The 14793-nt window shown below is 45.2% G+C and carries 18 protein-coding genes and 2 pseudogenes; 15 read left to right on the top strand and 5 right to left on the bottom strand.

Translation table 11 applies throughout. The annotated features are described in order from the left end of the window. Positions 1-14 precede the first annotated feature (14 nt). The 10 genes from UNITIG_RS19315 to UNITIG_RS19275 all read left to right on the top strand — a co-directional run bounded on the left by UNITIG_RS19315 (position 15) and on the right by UNITIG_RS19275 (position 4890). Entirely contained in the window at positions 15-278 is a 264-nt protein-coding gene (locus UNITIG_RS19315; RefSeq protein ID WP_101759978.1) for a PilZ domain-containing protein, read from the top strand. Between the two features lie 32 nt (positions 279-310). Beyond that, positions 311-1060: a TIGR00266 family protein gene (locus tag UNITIG_RS19310; protein WP_101759977.1), complete on the top strand. Its 750-nt coding sequence runs from the start codon at positions 311-313 to the stop codon at positions 1058-1060. 112 nt (positions 1061-1172) lie between these two features. Further along, on the top strand, positions 1173-1487 hold the full coding sequence (locus tag UNITIG_RS23750; protein ID WP_200821385.1) for a hypothetical protein: 315 nt from the start codon (positions 1173-1175) through the stop codon (positions 1485-1487). A 17-nt stretch (positions 1488-1504) separates the two neighbouring features. Continuing rightward, complete coding sequence (locus tag UNITIG_RS24615; protein ID WP_235015518.1) at positions 1505-2107, top strand: hypothetical protein; 603 nt, start codon at positions 1505-1507, stop codon at positions 2105-2107. Positions 2108-2113: 6 nt separating this feature from the next. Further along, complete coding sequence (locus tag UNITIG_RS19300) at positions 2114-2893, top strand: class I SAM-dependent methyltransferase (RefSeq protein WP_101759976.1); 780 nt, start codon at positions 2114-2116, stop codon at positions 2891-2893. An 11-nt stretch (positions 2894-2904) separates the two neighbouring features. After that, the gene (locus tag UNITIG_RS19295) at positions 2905-3090 is read left to right on the top strand and encodes a DUF433 domain-containing protein (protein WP_200821384.1); all 186 of its coding nucleotides are present in this window, start codon (positions 2905-2907) and stop codon (positions 3088-3090) included. A 76-nt stretch (positions 3091-3166) separates the two neighbouring features. Next, positions 3167-3406 carry a hypothetical protein gene (locus UNITIG_RS19290; protein WP_159931226.1) on the top strand — a complete coding sequence of 80 codons (240 nt, stop codon included), beginning with the start codon at positions 3167-3169 and terminating at the stop codon, positions 3404-3406. Beyond that, positions 3382-3975 (top strand): alpha/beta hydrolase, encoded by a 594-nt coding sequence (locus UNITIG_RS19285; protein ID WP_101759973.1) that lies wholly within the window; start codon positions 3382-3384, stop codon positions 3973-3975. The genes UNITIG_RS19290 and UNITIG_RS19285 overlap by 25 nt, the downstream gene beginning before the upstream one ends. 73 nt (positions 3976-4048) lie before the next feature. Further along, positions 4049-4219: a hypothetical protein gene (locus UNITIG_RS23165; protein WP_159931225.1), complete on the top strand. Its 171-nt coding sequence runs from the start codon at positions 4049-4051 to the stop codon at positions 4217-4219. 8 nt (positions 4220-4227) lie between these two features. Next, positions 4228-4890, top strand: a complete 663-nt coding sequence (locus UNITIG_RS19275) for a transporter substrate-binding domain-containing protein (RefSeq protein WP_235015517.1) — start codon at positions 4228-4230, stop codon at positions 4888-4890. A 22-nt stretch (positions 4891-4912) separates the two neighbouring features. Here the strand turns inward: UNITIG_RS19275 and UNITIG_RS19270 are convergent, their stop codons facing one another. Next, positions 4913-5689 (bottom strand): DUF4124 domain-containing protein, encoded by a 777-nt coding sequence (locus tag UNITIG_RS19270; RefSeq protein WP_101759970.1) that lies wholly within the window; start codon positions 5687-5689, stop codon positions 4913-4915. Between the two features lie 221 nt (positions 5690-5910). Here UNITIG_RS19270 and UNITIG_RS25780 point away from each other — a divergent pair. After that, a pseudogene (locus UNITIG_RS25780) lies at positions 5911-6556 on the top strand (DUF3047 domain-containing protein). A 24-nt stretch (positions 6557-6580) separates the two neighbouring features. On the opposite strand, the gene UNITIG_RS19250 reads toward UNITIG_RS25780, so the two are convergent. The 4 genes from UNITIG_RS19250 to UNITIG_RS19235 form a co-directional block, all read right to left on the bottom strand. Then, entirely contained in the window at positions 6581-6913 is a 333-nt protein-coding gene (locus UNITIG_RS19250) for a response regulator (protein WP_159931221.1), read from the bottom strand. Positions 6914-6920: 7 nt separating this feature from the next. Beyond that, a complete protein-coding gene (locus tag UNITIG_RS19245; RefSeq protein ID WP_159931220.1) occupies positions 6921-9272 on the bottom strand; it encodes a 7TM-DISM domain-containing protein in 2352 nt (783 codons plus the stop codon). A gap of 295 nt (positions 9273-9567) precedes the next feature. Then, the gene (locus tag UNITIG_RS19240; RefSeq protein WP_101759964.1) at positions 9568-9996 is read right to left on the bottom strand and encodes a TlpA disulfide reductase family protein; all 429 of its coding nucleotides are present in this window, start codon (positions 9994-9996) and stop codon (positions 9568-9570) included. Between the two features lie 14 nt (positions 9997-10010). Then, positions 10011-11264, bottom strand: a complete 1254-nt coding sequence (locus tag UNITIG_RS19235; RefSeq protein WP_101759963.1) for a YihY family inner membrane protein — start codon at positions 11262-11264, stop codon at positions 10011-10013. A 161-nt stretch (positions 11265-11425) separates the two neighbouring features. Here UNITIG_RS19235 and arsC point away from each other — a divergent pair, with 161 nt between their 5' ends. The 4 genes and pseudogenes from arsC (at position 11426) to sppA (ending at position 14754) form a co-directional block, all read left to right on the top strand. Further along, positions 11426-11776: an arsenate reductase (glutaredoxin) gene (gene arsC / locus UNITIG_RS19230; RefSeq protein ID WP_101759962.1), complete on the top strand. Its 351-nt coding sequence runs from the start codon at positions 11426-11428 to the stop codon at positions 11774-11776. 45 nt (positions 11777-11821) lie between these two features. Further along, a complete protein-coding gene (gene wrbA, locus UNITIG_RS19225) occupies positions 11822-12433 on the top strand; it encodes an NAD(P)H:quinone oxidoreductase (protein WP_101759961.1) in 612 nt (203 codons plus the stop codon). Beyond that, positions 12434-12847, top strand: a complete 414-nt coding sequence (locus UNITIG_RS19220) for a DUF2069 domain-containing protein (protein ID WP_101759960.1) — start codon at positions 12434-12436, stop codon at positions 12845-12847. It begins immediately after the preceding gene. Between the two features lie 96 nt (positions 12848-12943). Then, positions 12944-14754, top strand: a pseudogene (gene sppA / locus UNITIG_RS19215) (signal peptide peptidase SppA). Positions 14755-14793: the final 39 nt, after the last annotated feature.

Raw genomic sequence — 14793 nt, 5'->3', positions numbered from 1 at the left:
TAATAGGTCAGTCGATGCAAGATCAACGCCGATACATGCGTGCCAACAGCCAGGCACAGGTTGAAATTAGTCACCCCAGTTTGGGACTTGTTGAATTTAAAGCCAAAGATTTATCCGACGGTGGAGTCTTTGTGTTCTTGGGCAATCACATAGCGCTACCCATTGGCACGCTAGTGAAGGCAAGAATCAAACGGCATACCGGTGTCATCAATGAACAGCCGGTCGATATGCAGGTCGTGCATCATCACAGTGGCGGCATGGGCTTGATGTTTGTGTAATCGTTTTAGTATTAGTGCCAGAGAGGACAGTCATGCGCTGCCATGAAGTAGATTACAAAATTATTGGCCACGATATGCAGATGGTCGAAGTGGAACTTGATGCTGGTGAAACTGTGATAGCTGAAGCCGGAGCAATGACGTACATGCAGGGCGGGATTACCTTTGAGACTAAAATGGGGGATGGATCAAAGGCCGATCAAGGTGTGATTGGTAAATTATTTGGCGCAGGCAAGCGGTTGTTAACCGGTGAATCACTTTTTCTAACGCATTTCAGTAATTCCGGACATGGCAAACAGCAAGTGGCATTTGCTGCACCTTTTCCAGGTTCTATTGTGGCGGTTAATCTTGCAGAATTTGGCGGTGGCTTGATCTGTCAGAAAGATTCGTTTTTAGCAGCAGCTTTGGGCACAAAGGTCGATATCGCTTTTAACAAACGTATTGGTAGTGGTTTTTTTGGCGGCGAAGGTTTTGTGCTGCAGCGTATGGAAGGCGATGGCATGGCCTTTATGCATGCCGGTGGCACGGTGGTACGCAAGGATTTGAACGGCGAAACGTTATACCTGGATACCGGCTGCCTGGTCGCTTTTAGCGCTGGTATTGATTACGACATAAAAATGGTTAGCGGCCTTAAAAGTTTATTTTTTGGTGGTGAGGGCATCTGTTTGGCGACATTGACCGGCAAGGGCGCGGTGTGGATTCAAAGCCTGCCATTTTCTCGGTTGGCTGACCGGATAATCGCTCATGCCCCCTCATTAAGTGGCCGCGAGCAGGGCGAGAGTTGAGTGTCGGGTGGTGTGGGCTGTGCTTGCTGGCAAATGCCCCTGCTGCCAGCTTTAGTAAGCTGGTCTATACTGCTTGGTATAAATGCTAACGGCAGGGCGCTAACCCCTTACTATGAATTCGTCTCAATCTCCCTTACCACCTGCGCTGGATGTCAGTGGCACAGTCGATGTGACTAAAGCCAGTGATGTTTGCGCCGCTGTTATCTCGATACTGCAAAAACGCTATCCGCAGGCTGATTTCTCCATAATTAAACAAATCTATACTGATTTCGATACCCTTTATCGTGGTGAATTGGCGGGTTTTTTAGCCTGTGACACCAGTTATCACGACAGCCAGCATGTGCTGGATGTGAGCTTGGCGATGGCCCGTTTAATTGATGGTTACGACAGTTCGCAGCCTGCAGCATCCCGACTGGGGCAGAGTTAGCTACTGTAGGCATGATCGTGGCGTTGTTTCACGATTCGGGTTATATCCGCCGGCAAGGTGAAACCGGTATTCAAAACGGTGCCGAATATACCAAAATTCATGTCAGTCGCAGCGCGCAATTTATGGCTGAGTATCTCCCCGGTATCGGCTGTGATCATTGGGTCGAGTTAGCGGGCAAGCTGGTGCATTTCACTGGCTATGAGTATTCTCCCGAACAGATTGAATTGGATAGTCCCCAGCAGCGAGTCATGGGGGGGTTGGCGGGTACCGCGGACGTCATTGCACAAATGGCTGATCGTGCGTATTTAGAGAAGTGCCGTGACCGTTTATACCCGGAGTTTGAATTAGGTGGCATGACTCGCCAGCAGCAGGCTGATGGCAGTGAAACAGTTCTCTATGAATCTGCTCAGGATTTATTGCTAAAAACCCCTGCATTTATTAAACAAACGATTGAAACGCGCCTGCAAGGTCATTTTCATGGGCTGTATCACCATGTGGCTGCCCACTTTGGCGGGCGCAATTTATATATGGAAGCGCTGGAAAACAATTGCCGTTATTTGGAGCAGTTGATTGAAGAAAATAATCCCGCACTGCTAAACCAACCGCTACTACGTCCCTGAGTTCTTGTGAGTTCCCTGGCGCACTTGATTGCGGTTCAAAACCACGCTGTTTATAGCAGTGATTGCCAGCAACTTGCGCAACAGTTGCAACTGCAGTTGGTTGAAACCGAGCCGTCGACACCGTTTGTACTCATTGTCGATGAGCGGGGTGTAGCGATCCAGCAAACCGGCCCTAAAGCACCCGGCCCTGTGCGGGTAGATTTTTTAGCTGGCGCCAGCGAGCATCGACGCAAGCAAGGGGGCGGTGAGTTGATCGTGAAAGCGGTGGCAGGGGATAAACAAAATAAACCGACCGTCCTGGATGCAACAGCGGGTTTAGGGCGCGATAGTTTTGTACTGGCCAGTTGCGGCTATCCGGTAACCTTGTGTGAGCGCTCGCCACTTATTGCCGCCTTATTGGCAGATGGCTTGCAGCGGGCGGCTAAGGCCGACGAGGTAGAATTGCGCAATATAGTTAACAATATGCGGTTGATTAACACGAACGCTGTGGAATATATGCAGCTTTTAGGGTCGCAATCAGTGGATGCGGTGGTGATTGATCCGATGTTTCCACCCTCAAAAAAATCTGCGCTGGTTAAAAAAGAAATGCAGGTCTTCCATCAGTTGGTCGGAGCTGACAATGATAGTGAGGCCTTGATAGAACAGGCGTTGCTTACCGCTAGACATCGGGTTGTGGTTAAACGGCCGAAAAAGGCTGAACATCTGGCCGCCAGGAAACCAAACTTTTCTGTCGAAGGTAAAGCGATTCGATTTGATATCTATAGCTTAAAAGCGTATGGAAAATAGCGAGTTGAATGATGGCTAAACGTTTATATTTTGAGGCGGGTAAGCATCGTATTGATGGGGTAGATATCGGTGTCGAAGATGTGTTGGCATTATTGTCAGCCGGCATGAACATCAACGATATCGAAAATAGATTTCCTGAACTGAGTGCTGAAGATATTAAAGCTTGTGTGCAATATGCCTTGGAAAATATTCAATAAAAAGTGTGTGATGAATTTTCGTTTGTTGCTCATAGTATTAATAAGCGGTTCATTAACCGCGTGCAGTGTCAGTCAAATGAAGTTGTGGGTAGCAAATACCTTGGCAGCTGGCAGTGATTATCGGCTTGACTCAAATATTGCCTACGGCCACGAAAAAATACAGCGGTTAGATATCTATGCCCCATTGGATGCATTAGATAAACCGCGGCCAGTAGTAGTGTTTTTTTATGGTGGTTGTTGGGGGCGTGTACTGAACTTCAAAAAGAGCATTATCGATTTGTCGCGCAGGCTATGGCGGTCACTGATGCAGTGGTAGTGATTGCTGATTATCGACGTTACCCGGAGGTGTTATTCGCCAGTATTATGCAGGATGCTACCGCTGTGGTGAGTTGGGTGCATAAAAATATTACTACTTATGGTGGCAATGCCAATCAGTTGGTATTAATGGGGCATTCTTCCGGCGCTCATATGGCTGCTATGTTAACGCTCAATGAGAGCTATCTCCCGGTTGAGCATTATGCTGCGCTAAAAGGCTTTATAGGCTTGGCCGGCCCCTATGACTTTCTGCCACTAACACGTAAATATCAGCGCGCGTTATTTGCACCTGAAGTAGCATTCCCCAGCTCCCAGCCGGTGAATTTTGTCTCCGGAACGGAGCCGCCATTACTGCTGTTATATGGTGAGGCAGATGACACGGTTAAGCGGCGTAATATTGATAGTCTGACCGCCACAGTGAAACAACGGCAGGGGCGGGTAGATAGCCTTTTTTATGCGGAGCTAACGCACACTGGAATATTAGCCGCGTTGTCCGTCCCGTTGCGTAATAGTTCCTCGGTTCACACAGATATTCTGAGGTTTATCAACCGGGTCGCTACAGACAATTAGGACTGTATTTAGCAAGTCAATTTCTGCTAAGGTGGGTATTAGCAAACTTTTCAAGTGTCACAGGATGTTGATCGTGAAAATTTCTTATCTGGCTTTATGTTTATTCTTTTTCCCTATAGAAGCTCTTGCGTTTAAGGGCGATGATACTTCAAACACTCCTTCCAATAAAATCATGCGCGTGGGTGGCGTGATTACAGATTCTACCCGCCTTTTAGTTGGGTTAATCCTTGTAACGGGCAGTTGATCGGCAGTATGTATCATATATTGTATGATTTTTTTACTAAGCGGCATGGGGTGCTATTAGCGTATAACGAAGCCAAGCCTGAAAAAGATTTACCTTGGCCGACTTTAATTGGTGAATTGTCTGCCGGTGAGATAGATGCTTTGGTGGCAATCCCTGCCTCACCTCAACTGCCTGCATTACATTATTCTACCGAGCCGATAGTTGTTTCGGATCAGGCTATTGTCTACTTAAAATCTAATCCTGTTGATACTTCTGATACTGAAGCCTGGCGGGCAAAGCGTGGCCTGGTTGCAGTATTGGGGCAGGATAAAGAGGCTAATGCTAATTATTTATTAGCCAGACATAACGGTTTAGTATTTCGGGAAACTCAATCGACGGAACAAAGTATCGATTATATGATGCAGGGAAAGGGTGACTATTTAATTAGTGGCTTTTATCGGACCAAAGGTATTTTACTGCACAGAGGTATTGTGCATGACTTTGAGTTTGAGTCGTTTCACAATCCAGCAACGAATTATTATTTTGCTGTTAAGGGCGGTTCTCAGTGGGTGCCATTAGTGGATAAGTTTAGTGACTATTTGAAGAAAATAACCGAAAGTGGCAAGTTAGAACACCTGCACAATAGCTATTTAAAAAAGTGGATGAACAGTAATAGTTTGTGCAATGAATAATCATTAATTGCACTACTATGAGCTATATGCCCAGTAGCGCTTGTGATAATAAAATGTCAATGATACCAGCAGCGAGTTTATCGTAATTGCCAGGGTCGTCGCCGTTAGCGAGTGCTATTGCTTTGGCCTTGGCGACAATAGCTTTCCGTTCTGCAGCGCTCAAGTTGTCATAACGGGCAAAAATATCATTTAAACCACGAGGGTCTTTACACGCAGCCATGATGTTAGCGGCACAGTTTCTATCCCGTTGGCGTGCGCAGTATTGTTGGGCTTGCACTTCGCATTGATTGCCGTATTTACGGTTGAGAAATTGATCGATTTTTTTATCTTGCATGTTGTTTCTGACGCCAGCCCGACGGGCAATCGCCTGTAGCTCTTCCAGACTGCGGGGGCGATATTTTTTCTCCAGAAATTTAGGGTCCTGACAACGGCTATCATCAACGCACTGCTCTAGAGCATATTTCAACCAGTTTTCCACTTGGTCACAGTTAGTGGCAAATAAAGATTGGCACTGCTGCTCAGTCATTTTTTCTGAAATATCTTGCTCTGTTACTTCGCTTAAGGCATCCAGACGGTCAGTAGGTGATAGCTTGCTATGCGTGGTTGGGGTAGTGGTCGACGTTGGGTTGGAGTAATAATTAACTGTACTGCCAGAACGGGTGGGGGTGGCATCTGATGAGGGTTTTTGATCGCTGTAGACTGTATTGCCATCAGCGTCCTTCCAGCTATAAATTTCCGCTTGGGCGGGGATCAGCAGGTTGATAGATAAAGTGATGACTAGAGCGATAAATTTAAGCATGTTTGTAGATCTTCAGCAATTTGCAATACATTATAGTCGCTGTTGCTGAAAAGTGATCGCTTCGGTCATTTAAATGTGATGAACCCCGCGATTTGCCAACCTTGAGAGCTATTTTTTGGATATCAGGTGTGTATTGCCTGACTGCTTACAGTGCTGATATTGATGATTGACAGGGTGATATTAATGAATGTGCTGGTTGCAAATACTCTGACGCCCAAGCAATGAGGATGCATTATTTGAAAATTTTTTCGCTATTGCTGTGCTGTTGTTGTGTGTCATCGGTTGCCGAGGATCTAATCGTCAGTGATTTTGCTGCCGAAGGTTTAGCGCCTTTCAGTGAAAAGCGATTCGAGAGTAAAACGGATTACTCGTTGGTAAGCGTTGATGGCCGCACAGTTTTAAAGGCAAGTGCTCAGGCGTCGGCGTCGGCATTGTTCCGTGAAATAGCCATTGATTTAGAGCAAACCCCATTTTGCATTGGCAGTGGCGAGTTGAAAATATTTACGACATTACCGATCAAACCATCAAGCAGGGTGATGATTATCCCGCGCGAATCTATGTGGTGGTTAGGGAAGGCATTTTTCCTTGGCAAACTATTGCATTGAATTATGTCTGGTCTAATACAGAAACACCCAAGTCTTTCTGGTCAAATCCTTTTACCAGCAAGGCGGTGATGATTCCAGTGCGGTGGGGGGCTTTAGGCTTGGGGAGTGGCATCAACAAAGAGTGAATGTAGCAGAGGATTTTTATCGTATTTTTGGTCGCCGAATAAAAACAGCAGATGGGGTAGCGATTATGACCGATGCGGATAACCACGGTGGCAAGGCTGTAGCTTACTATGCCGACATTCGGTTTAGTGACAAATAGCTGGCTGTGCGTAGTAAGTAGATGTTATTGGTTTAGCTTAAATAATAAGGATTTAAGCGTATTTACTTTAACGGGCTTGGTGATGACTCCATCCATTCCTATGCGTAAACAGCGTTGACGATTTTCATCTAATGCGTGAGCGGTTAATGCAAAAATGGGCACTGCGCGAATAGCTTGTTCGCGTTCAAATGCTCTAATAGTTTCTGTCGCAAGGTAGCCATCCATTACTGGCATCTCACAATCCATAAGAATCAAGTCTACAGTCTTCGGTTGTTGTTGATAGTACTGCCATGCTTCCTCTCCATTAGCCACCATGGTGATATTTTGTTTCAATTTCTTGAGTAACGCTTCGATCACCAATTGATTAGTAGGGTTGTCCTCTGCCCACTAAAATATTGATTGGTGTGGGGGGGTGGCTGTTGGGTATTAAGTTTTTATCGTGATCGGTCACCAGAATATTGCAGGATAAGGCCGTTGTGATGGTGTTTTCTAAGGTTAATGTGGTGGCGGGAATGTTCAGGATTTGTATATTGGTCTGCTGCAACCACTGATCTTCAAAATAGCCGCGACCGGTTCGAGCTATAACTAGTGCGGTTTGGGTTTCTGCACACTGTTGAACCACCTTGATGAGCATTGAACCAATAGAGTCGCTGCTGAAAACTACGTCAAAATTATCTTGGGCTATTGTCGGCAGTTCGGCTGATTTTTCATCATAAATATAAAGGCTAGGTTGCATACCAATGGCAATACAGCGACCGAATTCATTTTGACCAAAGGTTTGGTCGGCGAAGATAATGGCAATACGTTTCCCTTTTAATTGCTGCCGTTGTTGTTGCAATAATTTCTGCTGTTGTTGATCAATAGCCAGCGTGAGGATAAACCAGAACTCGGAGCCTTTACCCGGTTCGCTGTTGACACCAATAGTGCCATTCATAAGTTCAATCAGTTGCTTGGTAATAGTCAGTCCAAGACCAGTACCTCCTTGTTGCCGAGTAGAGGATTTATCAGCTTGTTCATAGGCTTCAAACAGATTTTCCAAGTCTTTTTCACTAATACCAATACCTGAGTCTATAACCGAAAATCGAATCGTTTGTTCTCGGTCATTGGTCTCAAGGCAGGTACAATTTAGAGTGATATTACCCTGGCTGGTGAATTTAAAGGCATTGCTCAACAAGTTATTGAGTACTTGTATCAAACGTTGTTGGTCGCCAATTAAAAATGTTGCCAGATTGCCATCGACCTTGATGGAAAACTTAATGGCAGGATGGTCATTAATGCCGAAAAAAATTGTGCCGAGCTGTGTCAGTACTTGGCTAATCGCAAAGCTTTCATTTTGAATGCGGAGTTTTCCTGCTTCAATTTTGGAAAAGTCAAGAATGTCATTGACGACATTTAATAGATTGTCTGCAGAGTTTAAAAGGATGTTGGCATTATTCTCTTCATTAGCGTTTTTTGCATTTTCTTTAATAATTTGTCCCATGCCAATAATGCCATTAATAGGAGTGCGCAATTCATGGCTCATATTGGCTAGAAACTGGCCTTTTAGGTCGGAAGATTCTTTTGCCGCATTGGCCTCGGCGATGGCTTCACTTTGTAATTGCTTCATGGTTTGGATGCGGTCAGCCAAGGCGATGGATAGCAAAAATAAATTAGCCATTAAGCCTATTCGGGTAAGTTCTACATACTCAGAGGCCGCATCGGTATCGTTGCCGATGACTATTGCCAAGGCGCCGAGTAGCGCCATGGATAAATAGCATAAAAAGGCGATTACGTAGATTTTTGATTGTGCTTGTCCGTTAATCCATGCCCTTATTCCAAGTATTAACAGTGCCGGATAAATGAAACTAACGGTGAGTGTTGAAGCATCTCTAATTAAACTTTGTTCCAAAGCAAGACCAAACAGCGATATAAATACTGCTATGGCAATGAGCAATAAAATGACTTTATCCAGTCGAGGTTGATAAATTCTGGATTGCAGAAACTCCCTGGAAAATAACATCAGGCCGATGATACCTGGCATATAGCTCCACCATAAAAATTTGCTCATTAATTCGGCAGAAAAAGAAAAGTGTTCCAGTACCTGAAAGCCAATCTCGTCATGTAAGGAAAAGAATATACCGGCAAAAATGACATAGCAGGCATAATTAAAATACGGCTTTTCCCTGGTATATATAAATAAAGATAGATTGTAGAGTGCTAATGCCAGTGCCATCCCCGTGGTCAAATAAGCGATGGCAAAATGCTTAATGATGTCTTGTTGATAGTCGTCGTTAGTCAGTAATTTGAAATGCTTTAACGTACTCGGATTAATTTGACCCGGCCAATAAATTAACAATGTTTCGTTGCTATTGGCTGCTAGCTCAAAGCTTACAGAGTAAGCATAGCGTTGCTGAGGTAGTCGAGTCATTTTTAGCGTGGTTGTAGTGTTGCCGCTGGATCGATATATTGCCAGTTTGCCAAGTTCAACACTTTCTCTGCCATATAAGGTGAGTGCTATGGTATCGGCACTAGTGTTTTGTAGTGGGATATGCAACCAAATGCCTGCAGGTTGATTATTTATGTATGCTCTATTTTCGAGGCTAAAGGGGTTGTTGAGAGTATTAAATGGTTTAAAGAGTGCTGGCTTAGTGAGTAATTCGGCAGGGCCTAATGGGGTATCTTCTTCAAATAGCCAGCCACTTTGCTGATAAACTTCTATAGCGTTTGATGATTGCAAGGGGAATGTTAAAACTTGCCCGTAACTTGGGCTAATAAATAGTATAAAAAACCAGCTCAAGAACCAAAGTCTAAGCAGGGCGGTTGGATGTATGACTATTATTTTTGGGGTACTGAATGTCATCGCTTACCAGAGGCCTCAATGCCCACTACATCTTATGCTACTGATTATCAGAAATATCGCCCTTTAGTTCCCACCTTTCTAATCTAGCAGAATGATACCTATTGAACAAAAGAATTGTCGCTAATGCTGTTTGGCGGGTGGGGCTTGGCCTGAGCTTTAGTTGTGTAAGCTACTATGGGTAAATGGCTTGTAAAATGCTTTGTTCGGTTTGTGGGCCGATTAGCGTTTTATGTAGCTGTTTCTGCGGGTTAATTATGATGGTGGTGGGTAACACACTTGGCCGTGGATAGTTTAATTCGGCTGCTGGATCGGAATGTAGAACAGTAAATTTAATACCTAGTTGACTGATTTTCTCCTGTAGAGCCTGGCCTTGACTGTTGTCATAATCAACCCCGAGCACAGTTAAACTGTTAGCCTTGGAGGTGGCGAGGTGATTTAATTCGGGTATTTCTTGAATACAGGGTTTGCACCAGCTAGCCCAATAATTTATGACTAACCAACCTTCAAAGTCTGAACTATTGATCGTGCTTTCATTGTGTTGATTGCAACTGCTAGTTAGTAAGCAAATTATAATGGCAAGGCTAAGATTAATTCTACGCATACTCGTTAGGTCGATTAGGGTGCTGTAGTTGCAGGGTTAGACGCTGAGGTGGTAAATAATTGGGTCAGCGAAATGGATAAATGTTGTTGCTGTTGTTGCTGGCTGTCATTCATTATTTTCAGGCAGGACTGAAACCATTGATCTGAATCGTTAAAAGCATCCTGTTGGGTATCGGTATGATGGCCTAGCAGGCAAGATAAATCCCACAATGTATAGTGATCGAGGTCTCGGCCCAGAATGAATTTTCCAGTTTCATCTGTGCGTATTAAACCTCCCTGAAACAGAAAGTTGCGTATACTCAGCCAGCGATCCGGTGAAATAGAGTAGTGATTAAACAGCCAGGGGGTTCGCATGAGATCATGTTCAGAAACCGTGTTGCCCTGTTGATGTTTGCGCCATAGTAACTCCAACACAGCTACACATAGAGTGAAGTCATTAAAACGTTCATTGGCTTCGCTTTTAAAACCGCCCAGTGCATAAACAAATTCAGCACCCGCCAGTACAATTATCCAGGATAAATAAATCCACAGTAAAAATAATGGCACAGTAGCAAAGGTGCCATAGATAGTTTGGTAGCTGGTATTCGAGACAATACCGGTAAACAGTTGTTTGGCGACTTCAAAAATCAAAGCACTGATTAAGCCACCAATAATGGCGTGTTTGATCGGCACGCGGCAATTGGGTACGGCGGTAAAAATCAAAGTGAACGCCGCAGAAATAAGTAGATAGGGCGTAAAGCGGAGAAGCTGCGGACCAATGCTGAGCATCTCTACTTGCTCTGCTATCACTTTAAGCGACAGCAAATAGGTACTTATGCCAATGGCCAGCCCGATAAAAATTGGGCCTAAGCTAAGAATTGCCCAGTACAATAAAAAGCTGGCAATACCGCTACGATTTTCCCGAGTTTTCCAAATGGCATTAAAGGTTTTTTCAATGTTTTTGAGCATGAGCACCGCGGTGATGCCAAGAAAAACAACGCCTACACCGGTGAGTTTGCGGGCTTGTTGGGAAAACTGTTCAAGATACTTTTCAATGCCTTGTCCAGTGGCAGGTACAAAATTGTCGAAAATAATCTGCTGGATTTGCAAGCCTACTTCCTGGAAGGCCGGGACTGCGGAGAGAATAGCGTACATGACAGTGGTTAAGGGTACTACCGCAAATAGCGTCATATACGTGAGAGCAGCAGCGCTATTATTACAGCCATCGGAGTGATAGCGGCGATAGACGTAGCGGATAAGATCGAGAGTGTCTTTTAGTAGCTTCTTCATGGGGTGGATCGTTGTTGCTCGTGTATAATGTTGCCCATTGTGTTGCTCCAGAGTATACACGAGCTGACCATTATTGACTCATCGTTAATACGAGTGTTGTTTTTATCTCCCTGCTGCTTATGCCGGGATTAATACCAGTGAGAAAATAGAAAGAGAGTTTTATGAGCCAAGTAACTATTTACCATAATCCCCGTTGTTCAAAATCCCGTCAAACTTTGCAATTACTGGAAGATAATGGTGTCACACCTGAAATTATCCTGTATTTAGAAACCCCTCCGGCAGCTGATGTTATTAACGACCTATTAAAAAAATTAGGTATTAGTGCGAGAGATTTACTGCGTAAAGGCGAGGATGCTTACAAAGAAAATGACCTAAAGGATGGGTCGCTTTCGGAACAGCAATTAGTAGCGGCGATGGTGAAATTTCCTAAATTGATAGAGCGGCCTATTGTGGTTAAAGGCAATAAAGCGGTATTGGGTCGTCCTCCTGAAAATGTATTGGCGTTGATCTAGTATGTCAGTCAGTCTAAACATTGTTATCACTGAGGAGAGCGAAAGATGAGTGCTCCTTATATATTGGTACTCTATTACAGCCGTCATGGTGCGGTGGCTGAGATGGCTAAGCAAGTTGCTCGCGGGGTTGAGCAAGTGAGTGGCATTGAAGCTCGAGTGCGTACTGTGCCAGCCGTATCGACAGTGTGTGAAGCCAGTGAAGACGATATTCCTGCTGACGGCCCTTTGTATTGCAGTATGGACGATTTGCAGCAGTGTGCAGGCTTGGTATTAGGCAGCCCCACCCGGTTTGGCAATATGGCCGCGCCGCTGAAATATTTTATCGATGGCAGTTCCAGCCTGTGGTTAAGCGGGGCGATGATTGATAAACCGGCTGCAGTATTCACCTCCACCGCCAGTTTGCACGGCGGTCAGGAATCGACATTGTTAACCATGCTGCTGCCGTTGTTACATCACGGTATGGTTGCGGTGGGATTGCCCTATAGCGAAGCGGCACTAATGAGTACCCGGAGTGGAGGCACTCCCTATGGCGCCAGTCACTTGGCCGGTCAGCAAGGTGAGCGCGTCCTGGATCAGGATGAGTCTACGCTGTGTCAGGCGCTGGGGAAGCGCGTTGCTGGGTTGGCGTTACAGTTAACGGTTGAGGTTAATCTATAAATGCAAAACAAATATACCGTATTAGCTCGACGAGCCCGCATCACAGTGTGGTTTTCTTATGTGGCCTTGTTGGTGGTATTTACGTTGGTCACGGTTGTTGCGCCCAGTTGTAATCGTGATCCAAATCCGGTTATCTGGTGTATTCATCTATTATTGTTGCTACCGTTTTTGCCTGCCATTATTAAACAGGATGTTCGCGGCCACGCGTGGTTAACTTTTGTATTATTAGGGTTCTTTATGGCGTCAGTGTCTACCGCGTTTGCCTGTACGTCGTGGCTAACCTTGTTGGAAGTATCGCTGATTAGTAGTTTATTTATTGCCGCCTTGCTTTTTATACGCTGGCGTTCCCGCGAATTAAAAGCGGATATAGCGGCCAGTGCTGTAGACTTTGAAGAGTCACAGAACGCTGATTAAATAGTATGAAGTCTTGTTGACATATAGTTTGGGTACCGGAGAGATAGAGTGGAAGAAAAACGACCTGGAATAATTCGACGTAGCTATAGCAGGCTGATGAAGTTTATCAGTGCATTGCGCCTATTGGTTATTAACCTCGTGTTCCTGATTATTGTCAGTATTGTGATCATTGCGCTCTCATCAACAGATATTCCATCGGTGCCGAAGAAAACGGCATTGCTGTTAAATATCCAGGGTAGTTTGGTAGATCAAAAAAACTATATAGACCCATTGACCCAATTGATTGGGCAGGCTGACCCTTCGCAGCAGGAAGTGTTAGTGCAGGATGTGATTGACGCGGTGAACTTTGCCCGGGACGATCAGCGAATTACTACGTTGGTGTTATCGCTGGACCAGATGCGCTATGGCGGCATTAGTAAAATGCAGGAAATTGCACCGGTATTACAGGCTTTTCGGGATAGCGGTAAAAAAATCATCGCGTTCGGTGATATCTACACCCAGGATCAGTACTGGTTGGCGGCGCAGGCTGACGAGGTCTATCTGCATCCTTTTGGCGGAGTGCTGATTGAGGGCTACGGTTTATATCGCAACTATTTTAAAAAGGCCCTGGATAAACTGGAAATTAATTACCATGTTTTTCGTGTTGGCGAGTTTAAATCTGCGATGGAACCGTATATGCGTGACGATATGTCGAATGAAGCCAAGCAGGCAAATCTGGTGTGGCTAGGTGATTTATGGCAGCAGTATACTAGCGGCATCACGCAGCGCCGGAATTTAGCGGCAACGGCAGTGGATGAATATATTAACGGTATCGATAAATTACTTGAGCAATATCATGGCGACACTGCATCGGTAGCAGTGGCTAGCGGCTTGGTCGACGGTGTTAAAAACCGCGATGAAGTGAATGCTTATTTAATTTCTCAGGTCGGCGCCGAGGATGAAGACGGTAACTATCAGGCGGTGGGTTTTAAAAAATACCTTTGGTTAAAACGATTGGAATCTTCACAGCCGGTCACTGAAAATAAAGTCGGGATTATTGTTGCGTCCGGTAATATTGTTGATGGCGACCAGCCCGCAGGTGTAGTCGGCGGTGATACGCTGTCCTTGCTGATTCGCGATGCGCGAATGGATAATTCAGTAAAAGCGCTAGTGCTGAGAATTAATAGCGGTGGCGGCAGTGCCTTTGCCTCGGAAATTATTCGCCGTGAACTGGAGTTGTTACGTGCCGAGGGTAAGCCGCTGGTGGTTTCTATGGGAAGTATGGCTGCGTCGGGTGGTTATTGGATTGCCGCTCAAGCGGATCAGATTTGGGCGACGCCTACTACATTGACAGGCTCTATCGGGATTTTTGGTGCGTTTCCAACGGTTGATAAAAGTTTGGCAAAACTGGGAATTAGCACTGATGGTGTTGGTACTACCAGTTTGGCAGGGCATTGCGGATTGATCGTCCGTTACAGCCATTGGCAGCAAAGGTGATTCAAAGTACCATTGAAAATGGCTATCGCCGTTTTTTGAAATTGGTAGCCGATGGCCGTGATATGAGTGTTGAGCAAGTTGCCGGTCTGGCTGAAGGGCGGGTGTGGTCTGGCGAAGATGCTCAGCAGTTAGGTCTGGTTGACCACCTCGGTGGTTTGCAACAAGCCGTCGAATCAGCAGCGGCATTGGCTAAATTGGAAAGCTATAAAAAGTATTTAATTCAAATTCCACTGACGCCTCAGGAGCAGTTTTTGAAAGAGCTTAGCGGAGAAGTGGCGTGGTATTTTCCCGCTTCAACAGCGGCTCGCTCTGGTATATTGGGCCAACTGCAGCAATGGTTAAAACCATTAAAATCCAATTTTGAATTTATCAGTCACATGAATGATCCGCAGGGAGTTTATTTGCATTGCGGGTTTTGTGCTGCGCTGTAATTTTAGTATCTGATAGGTTGATAGCACAACGCTGTGCTT

Origin of the sequence: Oceanicoccus sp. KOV_DT_Chl, assembly GCF_900120175.1 — a bacterium.
In the GTDB taxonomy this organism is placed as follows: domain Bacteria; phylum Pseudomonadota; class Gammaproteobacteria; order Pseudomonadales; family Dasaniaceae; genus Oceanicoccus.
The sequence above is the reverse complement of the archived record's forward strand: the minus strand, read 5'-3'. Positions and strand labels throughout refer to the sequence as shown.